The sequence below is a fragment of the Streptomyces peucetius genome (assembly GCF_025854275.1).
GTDB lineage: Bacteria > Actinomycetota > Actinomycetes > Streptomycetales > Streptomycetaceae > Streptomyces > Streptomyces peucetius_A.
This window is the reverse complement of record NZ_CP107567.1, coordinates 685,819-702,378: the sequence shown is the minus strand read 5'-3', so window position 1 is coordinate 702,378 and position 16,560 is coordinate 685,819. Positions and strand designations below refer to the sequence as shown.

The 16,560-nt window shown below is 70.5% G+C and carries 15 protein-coding genes; 6 read left to right on the top strand and 9 right to left on the bottom strand.

Annotated features, from left to right (window positions below; genetic code table 11):
• The first annotated feature begins 68 nt into the window (after positions 1–68).
• From betA to OGH68_RS03230, 3 genes are all read left to right on the top strand, one after another.
• Positions 69–1,727 (top strand): choline dehydrogenase, encoded by a 1,659-nt coding sequence (gene betA / locus OGH68_RS03240; protein ID WP_264241782.1) that lies wholly within the window; start codon positions 69–71, stop codon positions 1,725–1,727.
• Between the two features lie 4 nt (positions 1,728–1,731).
• Entirely contained in the window at positions 1,732–3,867 is a 2,136-nt protein-coding gene (gene betT / locus OGH68_RS03235) for a choline BCCT transporter BetT (RefSeq protein ID WP_264241781.1), read from the top strand.
• A 273-nt stretch (positions 3,868–4,140) separates the two neighbouring features.
• Positions 4,141–5,331, top strand: a complete 1,191-nt coding sequence (locus OGH68_RS03230) for an IS110 family transposase (protein ID WP_264241780.1) — start codon at positions 4,141–4,143, stop codon at positions 5,329–5,331.
• Between the two features lie 37 nt (positions 5,332–5,368).
• Here OGH68_RS03230 and OGH68_RS36120 read toward each other — a convergent pair whose 3' ends face one another.
• The 5 genes from OGH68_RS36120 to OGH68_RS36100 are packed head-to-tail and all read right to left on the bottom strand — an operon-like array spanning position 5,369 to position 7,991.
• Positions 5,369–5,779 carry a SpoIIE family protein phosphatase gene (locus OGH68_RS36120; RefSeq protein ID WP_319020269.1) on the bottom strand — a complete coding sequence of 137 codons (411 nt, stop codon included), beginning with the start codon at positions 5,777–5,779 and terminating at the stop codon, positions 5,369–5,371.
• Positions 5,671–5,916: a SpoIIE family protein phosphatase gene (locus OGH68_RS36115; RefSeq protein ID WP_319020268.1), complete on the bottom strand. Its 246-nt coding sequence runs from the start codon at positions 5,914–5,916 to the stop codon at positions 5,671–5,673. The genes OGH68_RS36120 and OGH68_RS36115 overlap by 109 nt, the downstream gene beginning before the upstream one ends.
• Positions 5,871–7,295: a PAS domain S-box protein gene (locus OGH68_RS36110; protein WP_319020177.1), complete on the bottom strand. Its 1,425-nt coding sequence runs from the start codon at positions 7,293–7,295 to the stop codon at positions 5,871–5,873. Before OGH68_RS36110 ends, OGH68_RS36115 begins: the two co-directional genes overlap by 46 nt.
• Complete coding sequence (locus tag OGH68_RS36105) at positions 7,232–7,765, bottom strand: hypothetical protein (RefSeq protein WP_319020176.1); 534 nt, start codon at positions 7,763–7,765, stop codon at positions 7,232–7,234. The genes OGH68_RS36110 and OGH68_RS36105 overlap by 64 nt, the downstream gene beginning before the upstream one ends.
• Before the next feature lie 19 nt (positions 7,766–7,784).
• A complete protein-coding gene (locus OGH68_RS36100; RefSeq protein ID WP_319020175.1) occupies positions 7,785–7,991 on the bottom strand; it encodes an ATP-binding protein in 207 nt (68 codons plus the stop codon).
• A gap of 154 nt (positions 7,992–8,145) precedes the next feature.
• Here OGH68_RS36100 and OGH68_RS03220 point away from each other — a divergent pair, with 154 nt between their 5' ends.
• Positions 8,146–9,120: a hypothetical protein gene (locus tag OGH68_RS03220; RefSeq protein ID WP_264241779.1), complete on the top strand. Its 975-nt coding sequence runs from the start codon at positions 8,146–8,148 to the stop codon at positions 9,118–9,120.
• A 66-nt stretch (positions 9,121–9,186) separates the two neighbouring features.
• On the opposite strand, the gene OGH68_RS03215 is transcribed toward OGH68_RS03220, so the two are convergent.
• On the bottom strand, positions 9,187–9,765 hold the full coding sequence (locus OGH68_RS03215) for a Dps family protein (protein WP_264241778.1): 579 nt from the start codon (positions 9,763–9,765) through the stop codon (positions 9,187–9,189).
• 207 nt (positions 9,766–9,972) lie between these two features.
• On the opposite strand from OGH68_RS03215, the gene OGH68_RS03210 reads away from it, so the two are divergent.
• The gene (locus OGH68_RS03210) at positions 9,973–10,509 is read left to right on the top strand and encodes a DUF488 family protein (RefSeq protein WP_264241777.1); all 537 of its coding nucleotides are present in this window, start codon (positions 9,973–9,975) and stop codon (positions 10,507–10,509) included.
• A gap of 363 nt (positions 10,510–10,872) precedes the next feature.
• Here the strand turns inward: OGH68_RS03210 and OGH68_RS03205 are convergent, their stop codons facing one another.
• Together OGH68_RS03205 and hpnR are read right to left on the bottom strand one after the other, a co-directional pair.
• Positions 10,873–12,054 (bottom strand): MFS transporter, encoded by a 1,182-nt coding sequence (locus OGH68_RS03205; RefSeq protein WP_413470927.1) that lies wholly within the window; start codon positions 12,052–12,054, stop codon positions 10,873–10,875.
• Positions 12,055–12,058: 4 nt separating this feature from the next.
• Positions 12,059–13,570 carry a hopanoid C-3 methylase HpnR gene (hpnR, locus tag OGH68_RS03200; protein WP_264249881.1) on the bottom strand — a complete coding sequence of 504 codons (1,512 nt, stop codon included), beginning with the start codon at positions 13,568–13,570 and terminating at the stop codon, positions 12,059–12,061.
• A gap of 350 nt (positions 13,571–13,920) precedes the next feature.
• Between hpnR and OGH68_RS03195 the strand changes: the two genes are divergently transcribed.
• A complete protein-coding gene (locus OGH68_RS03195) occupies positions 13,921–15,021 on the top strand; it encodes a glutamate--cysteine ligase (RefSeq protein WP_264241776.1) in 1,101 nt (366 codons plus the stop codon).
• Here OGH68_RS03195 and OGH68_RS03190 read toward each other — a convergent pair whose 3' ends face one another.
• The gene (locus OGH68_RS03190) at positions 15,022–16,554 is read right to left on the bottom strand and encodes an MFS transporter (RefSeq protein ID WP_264241775.1); all 1,533 of its coding nucleotides are present in this window, start codon (positions 16,552–16,554) and stop codon (positions 15,022–15,024) included.
• Positions 16,555–16,560: the final 6 nt, after the last annotated feature.

Here is a 16,560-nt window from a genome sequence, read left to right as displayed (position 1 = left end):
CGCCGGAATTCCCCGCTGCATATCTTTAGCGCGTAACGCAGGGCAGTGCAATGAACCCGAGGAGCGCCATGGCCCGGACGGAGTACGACTACATCATCGTCGGTGGGGGCTCGGCCGGTTGCGCACTGGCCAATCGGCTCAGTGCGGACCGGGGAAACAAGGTCCTCGTACTGGAGGCGGGCCGGCCCGACTGGATCTGGGACATCTTCACCCACATGCCCGCCGCGCTGACCATGGTCATCGGAAATCGGCTGTACGACTGGTGCTACGTATCGGAACCCGAGCCCCACATGGGCGGCAGGCGCGTCACCCAGGGCCGCGGGAAGCTGCTCGGCGGATCGAGTTCGATCAATGGGATGATTTTTCAGCGCGGTAACCCCATGGACCTGGAACGCTGGGCGGCCGACCCGGGCATGGAGACCTGGGACTACGCGCATTGCCTGCCGTATTTCAAGCGGATGGAGCACTGCGTGGCCGGCGCCGACGACTGGCGCGGCCAGGGCGGCCCGCTGTGGCTGGAACGCGGTCCTGCGAAGAACCCGTTGTTCTCCGCGTTCCTCGAGGCGGCGCAGCAGGCCGGCCATCCGCTGACCTCCGACGTCAACGGCTACCGGCAGGAAGGCTTCGCCCGCTTCGACCGCAACATCCGCAAGGGGCGGCGCTGGTCGGCCGCGCGTGCCTACGTCCACCCGGTCAAGAAGCGGCCGAATCTGACGGTGCAGTGCTTCTCGCAGGTGGACCGCGTGCTGTTCAGGGGCAAGCGCGCGGTGGGCGTGGACTACCGCCGGTGGGGCCGGGAACGACGGCGGGCCTTCGGCGGCGAGGTGATCCTCTGCGGAGGCGCGATCAACACGCCGCAGCTGCTGCAGCTCTCCGGCATCGGGAACCCCGACGAACTCAGGCCGCTGGGCGTCGAAATGGTGCACGAGCTGCGCGGTGTGGGCGAGAACCTCCAGGATCACCTCGAGGTCTATGTGCAGCACGCCTGCAAGCAGCCGATCTCGTACAATCCCTCGCTGAAATTGTCCCGGCGGCCCGCGATCGGACTCCAGTGGCTGCTGTTCCGAACGGGACCGGCGGCGACCAACCATTTCGAGGCGGGCGGATTCGTACGCGGCAACGACGTCGTGCGGTATCCCAACCTGATGTTCCACTTCCTGCCCATCGCCGTTCGCTACGACGGCACGCCGGTGGACGCCGAGCACGGCTACCAGGTGCACATCGGCCCCATGTATTCGGATGTGCGCGGGTCGGTGAAAATCAAGTCGCGGGATCCCAGGGTGTATCCGGCGCTGCGGTTCAATTATCTCTCCACGCCCAACGACCGGAAGGAATGGGTCGAGGCGATCCACGTCGCGCGGGACATCCTGGCCCAGCCGGCCTTCGCCGACTACGACGCGGGCGAGTTGTCACCGGGCCCCGGCGTGGAATCGGACGAACAGATCCTGGACTGGGTGGCCCGCGACGCCGAGACCGCCTACCACCCGTCCTGCACCGCCCGCATGGGCGTCGACGACATGTCGGTACTGGACCCGACCTCCATGCGGGTGCACGGTGTCGACGGGCTGCGGGTGGTCGACGCGTCCGCGATGCCGTACCTCACCAACGGAAACATCTACGCGCCGGTGATGATGCTCGCCGAGAAGTCTGCCGACCTCATCCTCGGCAACACCCCGTTGCCGCCGGCCACCGTGGACTTCTACCGGCACCGCACCCAGGAGAGCTGACACCGTGTCGATCGAAGGAGGAAACAGCAAAACACCCGAGCCGCAGGATCCGGCGGCGGCCGTCACCGGCCCGGGACGGGAGAGCAGGCTCAAGCCCGTCGTCTTCTTCGGGTCGTCGGTGCTCATCCTCGCCATCTCGATCTGGGCGATCATCACCCCGACGGGGGCCGAGAGCACCATCGGCGTCGTGGTGGAGTGGATCTCCTCGGTGTTCGGCTGGTACTACTTCCTCGCCGCCACCCTCTATCTGCTGTTCGTCGTTTTCGTGGCCGCGTCCCGGTACGGAGCCATCAAACTGGGGCCCCAGCACTCCACCCCCGACTACGGGTTGTTCGCCTGGGCCACCATGCTGTTCGCGGCCGGCATCGGCATCGACCTGATGTTCTTCTCCGTCGCCGGGCCGGTCAGCCACTACCTCGCCCCGCCGGAGGGCGACCCGCAGACCGTCGAAGCGGCGCGGCAGGCGGTGGTGTGGACGCTGTTCCACTACGGCATCACCGGGTGGGCGATGTACGCGCTGATGGGCATGACGCTCGGCTACTTCGCCTTCCGCTACCGCCTTCCGCTGGCGATCCGGTCGGCGCTCTACCCGATCATCGGCAAGCGCATCCACGGCAGGATCGGTGACGCGGTCGACCTCGCGGCCATCATCGGCACGGTCTTCGGCATCTCCGTGTCGCTCGGCATCGGCGTCGTACAGCTGAACTACGGCCTGACGTTCCTCTTCGACATTCCCCAGGGGACCGCCGCGCAGATCGGGCTGATCGCGCTCGCCGTGGTCCTGGCCACGGTGTCCGCCGTCGCGGGTGTCGACCGGGGCATCAGACGGCTGTCGGAACTCAATGTCGTCCTCGCCGTCGTCCTGATGCTCTACATGCTGTTCGTCGACAGCCCGCTCCGCATCCTCAACAGCCTCATCCTCAACATCGGCGACTACGTCAGCCGGTTCCCGTCGATGACGCTGAACACCTTCGCCTACGACCAGCCGACCGACTGGCTCAACGCCTGGACACTGTTCTTCTGGGCCTGGTGGATCGCGTGGGCCCCGTTCGTCGGGCTGTTCCTGGCACGGATCTCACGCGGCCGCACCATCCGCCAGTTCGTCGCGGCGACGCTGGTCATCCCGTTCCTGTTCACACTGACCTTCCTCTCCGTCTTCGGCAACAGCGCCCTGGGCCTGGTGCGGGCCGGCAACGAGGAGTTCGGCGAGACCGCGGCGAACGCCCCCGAACAGGGCTTCTACGAGCTGCTCGCGCAGTTCCCCGGGGCCATGTTCAGCGCCGGACTGGCCACCTTCGTCGGGTTGCTGCTCTACGTCACCTCGGCGGACTCCGGCGCGCTGGTGATGAGCAACCTCAGCTCCCATCTGCGCACCCCGCTGACCGACGCCCCTTCGTGGGTCCGCATCTTCTGGGCGTCGGCGACCGGACTGCTGACCCTCGCCATGCTCCTGGTCGGCGGTGTGCAGGCACTGACCGACGCGACGATCATCATGGGCCTGCCGTTCTCGTTCGTGATGTTCCTGATCATCTGGGGCCTGTACAAGGCGCTGCGCATCGAACGGATGCGGGAGGACGCACTGACCACGACCCTGCCGCTGTCGCTGTCCGGGCGTACGGTGCACGGCGGGCGCGGTACGGAGTGGAACTGGCGGCGGCGCCTGGCGAGGGCGATGAGCTTCCCCAGCCATCGGACGGCCGTCAGATTCGTCGACGAGGTCTGCCACCCCGCGTTCCAGGACGTCGCCGCGGAGCTGGGCCGGCAGGGAGCCGAGGCGTCGATCGTCGAGGGGGTCGACGACGTGAACGGGCTGCCGCACCTGGAACTGCGGGTCCCGATGGGCGGGGACGAGGTCTTCGTCTACCGCGTGTGGCCGGTCGAGGTGCCCACCCCGGCGTTCGCCCACCGCGTGGTCACCGAACACGACACGTACGTACGGTTCGAGGTGCACCTCGTCGACGGCAGCCAGGGCTACGACGTGATGGGCTACAGCAAGGAGCAGCTCATCGGCAACATTCTCGACCAGTACGAGCGGCACCTGGAGTTCCTGCGGCTGCACCGGGAGGCCACCGAACGCTCGACACTGCCCGACCACCGGCCCGACACGGCCGAGGTGCATCTGCCCGAGAAGGGCGTCTGACGGGCCTGCGGCAACCGGGCCGGACGGGTCGTCAGGGGGTCCTACGTTGTTCGTGGGTTGGACGGGCCGTCGTAAGGTCCAGAGGCCCAGAGACACCGGGTGTGGCTTTCAGGGGGTTGCCCTCGATGGTTCCCGCCACCTGGCCGCCCGGTGTCTCACGACGACTCGGCCGCTGATTAGGAGCTGCGAGCCCCTGCGGGTGCATCGCTGAGTAGGACCACGCTGGCGAGGTCGTCCGGGAGGACAACGCATATCGAACGACCGGAGGAACAGGTGGCCCAGATCTGGGCGGGTACGGACATCGGCAAGACGCACCATCACTGCGTGGTCCTTGACGCCGAGGGCAAGCGGCTGCTGTCGCGGCGGGTGCTGAACGACGAGCCGGAGCTGCTGGCTCTGCTCGCCGATGTGCTGGCGATCGACGAGGACGTGGTGTGGGCGGTCGACGTCGCCGACGGCATGGCCACTCTGCTGATCAACGTGTTGCTCAACCACGGGCAGCAGCTCGTCTACATACCCGGCCTGGCGGTCAACCGGGCATCCGCCGGCTACCGGGGCGTGGGCAAGACTGACGCCAAGGACGCGACCGTCATCGCCGACCAGGCCCGGATGCGACGGGACCTGACGATCCTGCGGCCGGACGACGAACGGGCCGTCGAACTGCGGATCCTCACGGACCGCCGCGCCGACCTCAACGCGGACCGCACCCGCCGGATCAACCGCCTTCGTGGCCAACTCACCAGCATTTTCCCGGCGTTGGAACGCGTACTGGATCTCGGCAACGTCGGCCCGCTGATCCTCCTGACCGGCTACCAGACCCCGGCCGCCCTGCGCCGAACCGGCCGCAGCCGACTGGAGACCTGGCTCAGGAACCGCAAGGTCCGCAGCGCCGAAGCCCTCGCCGAGGCCGCCCTCGAAGCTGCCGGGCGCCAGCACACCGCCGTCCCCGGGGAGAAGATCACCGCCCAGGTGATCCACACCCTGGCGAAGGAGGTGATGAGCCTCAACGAGCAGATCGCCGAGATCGACAAGCTCATTGCGGCCCGGTTTCGCGAACACGAGCTCGCCGAAGTGATCTCCAGCATGCCCGGCATCGGCCCCCTCCTGGGCGCCGAGTTCCTTGCCGCCACCGCGGGCGACATGAGCCGCTTCGGCAGCTCCGACCGCCTGGCCAGCTTCGGAGGCGTGGCTCCGGTGCCCCGGGACTCCGGCAACGTCAGCGGCAACCTGCATCGCCCCCGGCGTTACCACCGCGGCCTGCAGCGCGTCTTCTACACCTCCGCGCTGATCAGCATCCGCAACTGCGACGCGTCCCGCCGCTTCTACGAACGCAAACGCTCCGAAGGCAAGCGGCATACGCAGGCGGTCCTCGCCCTGGCCCGCCGACGGGTCAACGTCCTGTGGGCCCTGATCCGTGACGGACGGTGTTTCCAACGCGAACTCCCGGTCACAGTCCCGGCTTGACAACATCATTAGGAGGTGGCGTGGACCGGACGGGTCGTCAGGGGGGCGGGATGGGGCGGACGGCGAGGACGGCGATGTCGTCGTTTGTCCGCCCCCAGCCCGATGAGGAGCTCGTCGCAGAACACGTCGAGGGGTTCGCGGGCCAGCTCGGCGACGTGACGGCGGAGCCGTTCCATGGAATCGTCCAGGGGTTCGTCGCGGCGTTCGATGAGGCCGTCGGTGTACAGCAGCCGTGGGCCGGGACCGCGTCCCGCGCCCTGGGACGGGGCATGTCCGGATCCATGCCGAGCAGCAGCCCCGCGCCGTCCTCCAGACAGCGGGTGCGGCCGTCCGCGGCGATCAGCAGCGGCGGCAGATGCCCGGCTGAGGATTGGACCAGCTCCCACGGCCCCTGGGCAGGGCCCTTGACCAGGCCGTAGATGCAGGTGGCTGTGGCCTCCCGGTGCAGCGTGTGGTTCGCCATGTCCAGGCGGCGCAGGACCGTCGGGGAGGCTCCTGGCGGTCCACGGCGATGCCGCGCAGCATGCTGCGCAGCTGGCTCATGGCGATCGCCGCGTCGAGGTTGTGCCCGGTGACGTCACCGATGACCAGCGCCGTGTCCCCGCTGGGTACGACGAAACTGTCGTACCAGTCGCCGCCGACCTGGGCGGTGGTGGACGAGGCCGCGTAGCGGGCGGCCAGCTGGAGGTGCTCGACCTCCGGGAGCACGGGCAGCAGCGACCGCTGGAGGCGCTCGGCGGTGTTCCGCGTCTCCTGGTAGAGACGGGAGTTGTCCACTGCCAGGGCGAGGCCCCGGGCCAGGTCGTCGACCAGCGGCAGATCGTCCTCCTGAACGGCCGCTCCCGGCCGCTGCGGGCCACGGTCAGCGCGCCGATGACCTCCCGGCGCGCACGCAGCGGGGCGACGACGGCGCTCGACGCGCCCATTCTCCGGAACAGCTCCAGGTAGTCGGCGTCCAGCGGGCTCGTGACCTGGCTCGGCGGCGGGGCTTTGGCGAGCAGCAGCGGGCCCGCGCCGCGCAGCGCGCGGGCCAGGGGTCCCCGGGCGGTGTCGGACACCGGCGGAAGCCGGCCCTCGTACTCTTCCGGCCACGGCCCCTGGGAGGCGCTACGGACGACGCAGACCCGCTCCACCTGGGCTTCTTCGGCGAACAGGTCCACCGCGCACCAGTCCGCCAGCCGATCGTTGAGGATCCGGCCCACCCGCTCCAGGCCCTCGTCCAGGTCCATGGCGTTGCTCAGCGCGGCCCCGATGTCGGCCTGCAGCGAGAGCCGCTCCAGCGTCGGCAGGTCCGCCCGGCGGCGGTCCGTTCCGCGCTCGCCTTCCGGGGCGTCCGGCGGAGGCGGTCCGCCCGGCTCCTCCTGCGCCGCGGGCCGGGCCCGGCCGGGCGGGCGTGACGCGGGAAGGGGCGCGGCGGCCCTCGGGGTGAGCTGGGCGACGAACACGGTGCGGCCGTCGGCCGTCTCCTGGGTCTGGATGACCAGCCTGACGGGGACCAGCGGGCCGTCGGGGTGCAACGCGGGGAGCGGTACCGAGCGGCCGAGGATCCGGGGCTGACCGCTGAGCAGCAGGGACGTGAACGCGGAGATGTGACGCCGTTGGAGGTGCTCCGGAATGAGCGTGATGAGCGGCAGCCCGAGGAGTTCGTCCGAGTGCCAGCCGAGCAGGTCCGCCGCCGGTCCGTTCGCCGCGATGATCCGGTTCCGCTCGTCGGCGGCGATCGTCGGAACCCGGCCGGCGTGCACCTGGCCCGCGTCCCACGGCACCAGCTCCGAGGGACCGGCGCCCGGCTCCCGGGGCACCACCGTCCAGGCGGTGGGGTGCGCGCCGGCGAGCTGGCCGACGATCTGGTCGAAGAGCCAGTCGTGGAAGACGTGGCTGCGTGGAAGAGCCGGCAGCGTCAGGAGGTGCTCGTCACGGGTGGCCTCCTCGGCCCGGTCCAGAACCGCGCGCAGAGTCCGCACCGCCGGCCCGGCATCCGCGGTACCGCGAGGGGCAGGGACCGGATCTCCGCCTCTGCGGCCTGCCGGCGCAGCGCGGTCGTCACACAGGCGCTGATCACATTGCTCATGCCCTGGGCGACGGCGAGGTCCTCGGGCGGCCCGCCGAGGTCGTTGCCGGCGGCCGCGGCCAGCGTGAGTTCGCGCAGCACCGTGTGGCGGTGCTGCTGCGAGGCCGAGTAGAGCGCCGCGGGCACGTCGACCAGCGTCACGGTCTCGCCGGCACGGGAGGGTGGTGCGGCGGTCTGCCCCCCGCTGGGCTGCGGCGGCGATCCGTCGGGCCACAGCTCGAACCACACTGTCTTGGCGTCCTCGCCCATGTCGACGCCGTGCCGTGACGCCAGCCGCTCCACGAGGGCCAGGCCCTGCCCCGTACCGGCGTAGACAGAGCAGTCGTGCGGCACGAGTGCGCGGTCCGGCCGTTGGTCCCGCACCTGTACGCGGACCTTGTCGTCAATGACGCCGGCCGACCTCGACCTCCGTGCGGGCATGCATCACGGCGTTGGTCACCAGCTCGCTGACCAGGAGCTGGACGGTGTCCACGATGTCCGGCGCGACGTCGCCCGGAGCGCCCCGTACGAACCGCCGAGCCTCCGCCACGCTCTCCGGTCCCTGGGAGAACCGCCGCGATGGCCCCTCCGGAGCAGTGAGGTCGCCCATGGCCTCAGTCTGTCTCAGGAGGCACGCCCCCGCGCCCAGGCCCCCTGCGTGAGCGGCGGACGGGTGAGACGGTCGACAGCTTGACTGGGTACCCCCAGGGGGTATGCTCGAGGTGTGGTCGCGTTCGGGGCGGCCCTGGACGAGGGAGCAGGTCATGAACACCGGTCTCAAGATCACGGCCTTTGTGGCGGCGCTCGGGGCGACGTTCGGCGCGGCCTACGGGGTGGGCAGTGCCGTGGAACCGGTCGTCGAGGAGACGCGGAGCGCGGGGCATTCCGGGCACGACACGAAGGAGAAGAGCGGCGCGGGGACGCATGAGGGCCACGGTGAGGAAGGGGGTGGTGAGGCGTCGTTGCCGGGCGGTCTGCAGATCGCCGAGCAGGGGTACGCCCTCGATCTCCGGACGCCGCGGGTGGCCGCGGGGAAGACGAGTGAGCTGCGTTTCGCGATCGTGGACCAGGCCGCGGGACGCAATGTGACCGAGTTCCGCCGGGAGCACGGCAAGGAGCTGCACCTGATCGTCGCCTCACGTGACCTGACGACCTATCGGCATCTGCACCCGGTGCGTGCCGCGGACGGGACGTGGTCCACGCCGGTCGAACTGCCGAAGGCGGGCGGGTACCGGGTCTTCGCCGACTTCGTCCCCGGGGCGAAGAACGCCGGCGGTCTCACACTGGGGGCGGACCTGGCCGTATCGGGCAAGGCGGAGCCGCAGGCGCTGCCCTCTTCGGGGCGGAAGGTGACCGTGGACGGGTACGAGGTGACGCTCAGGGGAGATCTGCGCCCCGGCGCGGGCAGTGAGCTGAAGCTCGATGTCGCCAAGGACGGCAAGCCGGTCACCGACCTGCAGCCCTACCTGGGCGCGTACGGGCACCTCGTCGCGCTGCGTGCGGGCGACCTCGCCTACCTGCATGTCCACCCGAACGGTGAGCCGGGCGACGGGAAGACGCGCCCGGGCCCGGAGATCTCCTTCACCGCGACCGCGCCCAGCAAGGGTTCGTACCGTCTCTTCCTCGACTTCCAGCACGAGGGCAAGGTCCGCACCGCGGCGTTCACCGTGCAGGCAGGCGGGCCGGCCGCGCAGGAGCCGGAGCCGGAGGACCACGGAGCACCCGGGCACGAGCACTGATCGCGCCGTGAGCGCGCTTTCGTGGCCGGCGGCCGGCCCCTGCGGCTCTGCAGGGGCCGGGGCGGGTCAGGGCTGGTCGCGTGCCTGGTCGGCGGCCTGGCCGGCGGCGGCGGTCTCGGTGGTGGCGCCGCGGGTGCTCAGCTTGCCGCCGCTGGACTCGAGGTGGGCGCGGACGAACCACTGGAACAGTTCCAGACCACGGAGCTGCTCGATGAGCATGTCCTGGGTGACCGGATCGGACGTCTCGGTGGCGCGCATGGCCTCACGGTGATCCTTGATGACGGACGTGTAGACGAGGTCCAGCGCACCGAGGTGCTCGATCGCCTCGGCACGGCCGATCGAGTAGTCGTTCCACGTGCGCTCGTCGACCAGCGCCCCGGGGGTGCCGTTGGGCTCGCCGCCGAGGGTGGAGATCCGCTCGGCGAGATCGTCCGTCATGGCGCGGACCTGGTCGACCTGCGGGTCGATCATCTCGTGCACGGCGATGAAGTGCGGTCCGACAACATTCCAGTGGATGTGCTTCAACGTGAGGGCGAGATCGTTGAGGGAGTGCAGGCGCATCTGGAGCAGCGAGATGATCGGCCCGCTGTCCTGAGTGCTCATCCCCGGGACGGTGTACGAGATGTCCGGACGCTGTGACGACACGATGGTGCTCCTTGGTGTCCTTGGCTGAGGTCCTCAGCAAAACAGCCACAGCGCGGCGCCGCCGTTCGGCGGCCTGCGGCCGGAGCGATGATTCACCGGTGCGGACGCAGACGACGGCAGGAGCCGAGGACCGCCGGTCGCCGGCGGGCCCCTGATGTTTGCGGAGCGCCTCGCGTGGCACCGGGCCCCCATGGAGGTTCAGGCGCCGTGAGCCGGCCGCTGTTCACCTTCGGGCACAGTACGGCGACGCAGGAGCAGATCGTCACCCTGTTGCGCGACGCCGGCGTGGCGGCGGTGACGGATGTCCGTACCGCGCCGGGGAGCCGGCGGAACCCAGCCGTGTCCCGGCAGCGGCTCGCCGAGTGGCTGCCGGAGAACGGCATCGCCTACCGGTGGGAGCAGGCGCTGGGCGGCTTCCGCAAACCGCGCCCCGACTCGCCCGACATCGTGTGGCGCAACGAGTCCTTCCGCGGTTACGCCGCCCACACCCGTACTCCGCAGTTCGTCGAGGCCATGGACGAACTGCTGGCCCGGTCGGCGGCAGTGCCCACGGCGGTCATGTGCGGCGAGGCGGTGTGGTGGCGCTGTCACCGGCGTCTGATCGCGGACTTCGCCGTCCTGGCACGCGGCGTACCGGTCCGGCATCTGATGCACGACGGGCGCGCGGCCGACCACCGGCCCACACCGGGCGCCCGCCTCCGCGAGGACGGCCTGCTCGTGTACGACGACCTCTCCGCCGCGTAGCGCGTGGGCGGCGCGCAGGCGCTCCGTACTGTTTGGCCGGGTCCCGAGCGGTAGCCCGGCAGCTGCCGTCATGGACGGTCAGCACATGCCCGCAACCAGCAACCAGACGCGTGCCCACACACACCTCGAGGGCTACTCGCCCGACGAGGAGTGACCGCTCGGCGGCTGTCTCGCGACGCTCGCCACGTTCGGCACCGCCGTCGCGGGTGCGCGCACGGGCCGGCGACCATCACTGGCCCGCCCTGAGCGCGGCGCGGGAGGAAGCATGGAGCCACCGCGAGGACGTGGGCATCGAGCCCTGACCGCCTGACCGCCTGACCATACGACCGTCTGCGGCGCGTCGCGCATGAGCGCGCGCCGCGGTCACGCCCCCGCCGGCGGCCTGCGCGCGGCGTACGTTCCCGCGCAGGCCGCCAGCAGCATCACGAAGGCCGTGAAGATCAGCCCGGCCGGGCGCAGTCCGAGCCATGTGGCCAGCGCGCCGACGCCGACCACCGGCAGCGAGATCCCCGCGTAGGCGACGACGAAGAACGCCGAGATGGTGCCGCCGCGGTGCCGCGCGGGAGCCGCGCCGCTGATGAGGGCGAGTGCCGCGCGGAAGGCCAGGCCCTGACCACCGCCGCCGCACAAGGCGCCCAGGACGAGCAGCGGCATGGACTCTGCGATCAGTGACGACGCCACCAGCACCAGCCCGGCGACGAGGACGCCGCATCCCACGGGCAGCGCTCGTCGCGCGCCGATCCGCCCAGTCCAGTACTGCCCCAGGGTCGACGCGAAGAACACGCAGAAGACCACCGCGCCCGACACGGCGAGGTTGTGCACCCCCAGCGTCCGTGACGTGAAGCTCGGCGCGACCGCCGTGAACAGCCCGAGCAGTGCGAAGCCGGCGAACGCGGCCACCGAGGCCGGCGCGAAGACCCCCTTCACCTCGGGCGGCACCCTGACCCCCTGCGGTGCGGGCGGCGGCCATCGTCGTGTGTCCGCCACGGTCTCCGGCAGCATCAGGATGATCCCCGAGGCAAGGGCCACCAGCCCCAGATGGATCCAGAACGGCAGCGTCAGCGGCCAGGGGGTGTACTGCGCGACGATGCCGGAGAGGAGCGGGCCGCAACCCAGGCCACCCATGTTCGCCGCGGTGGCGGCGAAAGCGGCCCGCGCCTTGTGACGAGGACCGGCGAGTTCGATCACGGCAGCCGTCGCCGCGCCGCTCAGCAGGCCGGCCGCGCCGCCGGACAGCAGCCGTCCCGCGAAGAGCAGCGGCAGACCGCTCTGGAGCAGAAAGCATCCCGCGCTCGCGGCCGACAGGGCCATGGCGAACAGCAGGACGGGCCGCCGGCCGGCCGTGTCCGAGTAGTTGCCCGCCGCCAGCAGCACCCCGATGACAGCGGCGGCGTACGTGGCGAAGACGACGGTCACCATCAGCTCGGAGAACCCGATCTGCTCCTGGTACCGCCCGTACAGCGGCGTGGGCAGCGTCGTCCCGGCCATCCCGACGGCGAACACGGCGGCGGCGGCCGGATAGCCCGGTCGCCGGCCGGCGCTCACGCCGTCACACCCCGTCGGGCTCGGGGTCGGCCGCCCGGCGCCGTGTCGACTGCGGCTTGGTGTGGATGTACAGGTCCTGCCGCTGCGGTGTCGTGTCGCGACGCGTGGGCAGCGGCAGTTCGTAGCGGACGGGCCGGCGGTGGTCGGCCATCTGGCGCTCTGGGTTGTACACGCGGCTGAACTTCCACAGCATCCGGGCGAAGTTCGTCTGCCCGCGCAGGAGATTGCGCCCCAGGACGCCCATGGCCCCGAAGGCGTTGCTCAGCCCGAGGTGCTTGCGGTTCAGCACGCCCTGGGTGCGTACGAGTTCCCGGTAGAAGACGTCGAGGGGAAGCTTCGTGGGGACGACCGCGTGCTGGATGTCGAAGAGCCGGTAGTCACGCGTGGTCAGCTGCCGGGCCTCCGTGTGCCAGATCTCCGTTCCCGGGTACGGCGTCATCACCGTGAGATGCACGATCTCCGGAACGGAAAGAGCGAACTCCCGTACGAGCCGGAATTGTTCCTCGTCCCAGGCGGGATCCACGATCAGGTTGATGGCCACCATGATTCCCATGCGACGGGCGGCTTCCAGGGCGCGGAAGTTCTCGTCCGGGCTGACGCGTTTGCGGTAGAGGTCCAGCCCTTCCGCGTCGATCGCCTCCATGCCGAGGAACATGTAGCGGAGACCGAGTCGGGTCCAGCGTTCGAAGACCTCCTCGTTCCGCAGGAGTACGTCGCTCCGGGTCTCCAGGTAATACTGTTTGCGGATTCTCCGGCGTTCCAGTTCGGCGGCGATGCCGTGACCGTGCTCCGGCCGGATGAACGCCACGTCGTCGACGATGAAGACGTTGGGCTCACGAATGGTCGCCATCTCCTCGGCGGCGGCCTCCGGCGACGCCTTGCGGTAACTGCGCCCGTAGAACGTCCACGCGGAACAGAAGGAGCAGTCCCACGGGCAGCCCCGGGTGAATTCGATGGAGGCGCACGGATCGAGTTCGCCGATGAAGTAGCGGTTGCGTCTGCGCATGAGATCCCGGGCGGGCGGCAGGTCGTCGAGGCCGTCCAGCAGACGGGGCGCCGGTCCGCGGCCGTCCGCGCACACGACCCCCGGCACGGTGTTCAGGCCGCCGTAGCGTGCCGCCTCGAGCAGCGGCGCGACCGCCGGCTCGCCCTCGCCGCGCACGATCGCGTCGACCGCCCCCTCGGCCTGCTCCAGTACATGTTCCGCGATGAAGGAGACGCTGTGCCCGCCGAAGAAGACGAAACATCCCGGCGAGGCGGATTTGACCTCCCGGGCGATGTCGATCGCCTCGGGGATGTTCGCCAGATAATTGAGCGAGATTCCCAGCGCTTCGGGCGCGAAGGAGCGCATCTCCCGTTCCAGCAGCGAATGCGGAAGAACCTGAAGGTCCACCACGCGGACCTCGTGTCCCGCGGCACGCGCCGCCGCCGCCACCCGTTCCAGGCCCAGCGGTTCGAGTCGCAGAAAGATCTCCGAGTACATCAGGGCGCTCGGGTGGACGAGCATGACGCGCATTTGGAACTCCCACAGGGTGAAGAGCAGAGCCGCCGGTATCGGCGCCCGTACGGCACCGTGCGCCGTGTCGTGCGGCGACGGCTGCGGTGGCTGCATCGACGTCGGACCGCGTACGTGTGATCGATAAGCCTCCCTGCGGTATCCAGCCAGGAATACCGCATGGCCTGCGCGTCGCGGAGCCAGTCCGCTCCCGGCACGCGTTCTTGGCCGCCATACGGGTGGGACGCGTGTGTTCTCACCGCCCGCGCCGGGAACAGGCGCCGACGGCGGAGGACGCCTTTCGGGCGACCGTCCGGCGACCGTCCTGTGTCCTGCGCGGTTCCCGCGACCCGGCCCGTGACACTGGGCCGATGGAACCGGTCACCCTTGGGGTGGAAGAGGAATATCTGCTGCTCGACCCGGAGACCGGGGTGCCGGTGCCGCTCGCGGAGCAGGTACGCGCGGCCGCCGGTCTGGCGCCCATCCTCGACGCGGACGAACTGCACTCGGAGCTCCTGCAGGTGCAGGTGGAAGCGGTCACCCCCGTCTGCAAGGACCTCGAGGAGGTCGGCGGGCATCTGCTGCGCATGCGGCACGCGGTCGGCGCGGCCGCGGAGGCGAACGGGTGCCGGCTCGCGGCCTGCGCCACACCGCCGCTGCGGGGAGCCGTGTCGGCGCTGGTGACCGAGCAGCCGCGCTATCGCGCCATGCGGGTACAGGCCCCGCAACTGGTCGCCGAGCAACTGGTCAACGGCATGCATGTGCACGCGGGGGTGCCGAACCGGGAAACCGGGGTGGCGGTCCTGAACCGTCTCCGCGGCTGGCTGCCCGTACTGGTCGCCATGTCCGCGAACTCACCGCTGTGGGACGGCCGGGACACCGGCTTCGCCAGCTGGCGCACCGTGATCTTCGGCCGCTGGCCCGTCAGCGGGCCGCCGCCCGTCTTCCGCGACCTCGCGGACCACAAGCAGCGCGTCGAGACGCTGCGGGCCAGCGGCATCGTCTCCGACACCGGGCAGCTGTACTGGCAGGCCCGGCTCTCCGACCGCTTCCCGACCGTCGAAGTACGCTGCCCCGACGTGCAGCTGCGGGCCGACGACGCGGTCATGTTCGCCGGCATCGTGCGCGCGCTGGTCACCGTGGCGATCCACGAGGCCGAGGCCGGAATGCCGGTGGTCACCGGACCGCCCGAGGTCGCGCAGGCCGCCAACTGGCAGGCCGCCCGGCACGGACTCAACGGTCACCTGATCACCGCGACGGGGGAGCGCAGAAGCGCCGGCGACGTCGTCGCACTGCTCATGGAACACATCACGCCCGCGCTGGAGGCCGCCGGCGACGACCGGGAGGTGGTGTCGCTGGTGCACCGGCGGCTGCAGGAGGGCACGCCGGCCGACCGGCAGCGGCGGGCCCTCGCCCAAGGCGGCGTGAAAGCGGTGACCGACCTGGTCGTCGCCGAGACCACGGCCACGTGATCAGGCCTCCGGCACGCCGTGGCGGCGTTCCCCGGCGCCTCGGTCGCCGGCCGGCGCCATGGCCGGCGGCAGCGGGCGCAGTCTGCGTCCGACGACGTCGGCCATCGAGATGACCAGGGCGGCGACGACGAAGGCAGTCGACACGATCAGGCCGGCGTTGAACGCGGAGGCCCAGTCGCCCTGGCCGAGGTGGGCGAAGAAGACCGACCCGACGGCGGCGATCCCCACGGCGGAGCCGACCCGCTGCGCCGTCTGCAGCGTGCCCGCGGCACTGCCCGCGGCCCCCACCGGCACCTGCTCCAGGGTCAGGGTCTGATTCGGCGCGATCACCAGGCCGCTGCCCAGTCCGGCGACCAGCAGCGGACCCGCCATGGCCCATCCGGCCGCCGGACCCGGAACCAGTCCGACGGCGAGCGCGGTCCCGGCGAGCCCCACCGCGACCGTCGTCAGACCGACGGTGATCAGGGGCTTGCCGAAACGGCTGACCAGCCGGCCCCCCACCCACGCGGAGAGGCCCGAGCCGACGGCGAACGGCGTGATGGCGGCCCCGGCCAGCAGGGCGCTGTAGTGCAGACCACTCTGCAGGTAGAGCGTGGAGACGAAGAAGATCGAGGTGAATCCGGCGAAGTAGAAGAGGATGAGCAGGCATCCGAGCCAGTAGCTGCGGACCCGGAACAGCGACAAATCCAGTACGGGCTCCTCGCCGCGCTCCCGCCAGCGGCGCTCCCAGCCCGCGAAGCATGCGAGCAGCACCGCGGAGGGGACGAGCAGCAGCCACTTCCACGGCCCCTCCCACTGGTGCGTCTGGACGAACGGCAGGAGCAGCGTCAGCACCCCGGCCCCGAGCAGCACGACACCGACGGGGTCGAGCCGGCGCACGGTGATCCGGCCCGTCGAAGGGGTGTCCGGCAGGAGCCGCCTGGCCAGGACCAGACAGATCGCGCCCAGCGGGAGATTCACGTAGAACACCCAGCGCCATCCCTCCTGCGCCCCGGCGAGCTGGATGATCAGTCCGCCGAGCAGGGGACCGACCGCGGTGGAGACAGCGACGACGGTGCTGAAGACGCCGAAGGCGCGACCGCGTTCGTGGTCGGGGAACATCTGCTGGATCAGCGCCGAGATCTGGGGCGTGATCAGACCTCCCGCGAAGCCTTGCGCCACCCGGGCGACGACCAGCCAGGTGCCCGACTGGGCAGCACCGCAGGCGGCCGAGGCCAGGGTGAACAACGCAAGCCCCAGCATGAACACCGCACGCCGGCCCCGTGCGTCGCCGAGGCGCCCGCCCGGCACCAGAACGAGTCCGAAGGCCAGCGCGTACCCGGACAGCACCCATTGCAGGACGGCCTCCGGCGCGTCGAGCCCGTCACGGATGGACGGCAGCGCCACATTGACGATCGAGACGTCCAGCAGTGTCATGAAACCGGCCATGAGGCAGACGGCGAGCGCCTGCCACCGCTGTCGGCCGGAGAGGTCGCCTGCTGCGAGCGGTCGGACACCGCTCGGCGGGGTCCCGCCGGACGCATCCGATGTCACAAGACC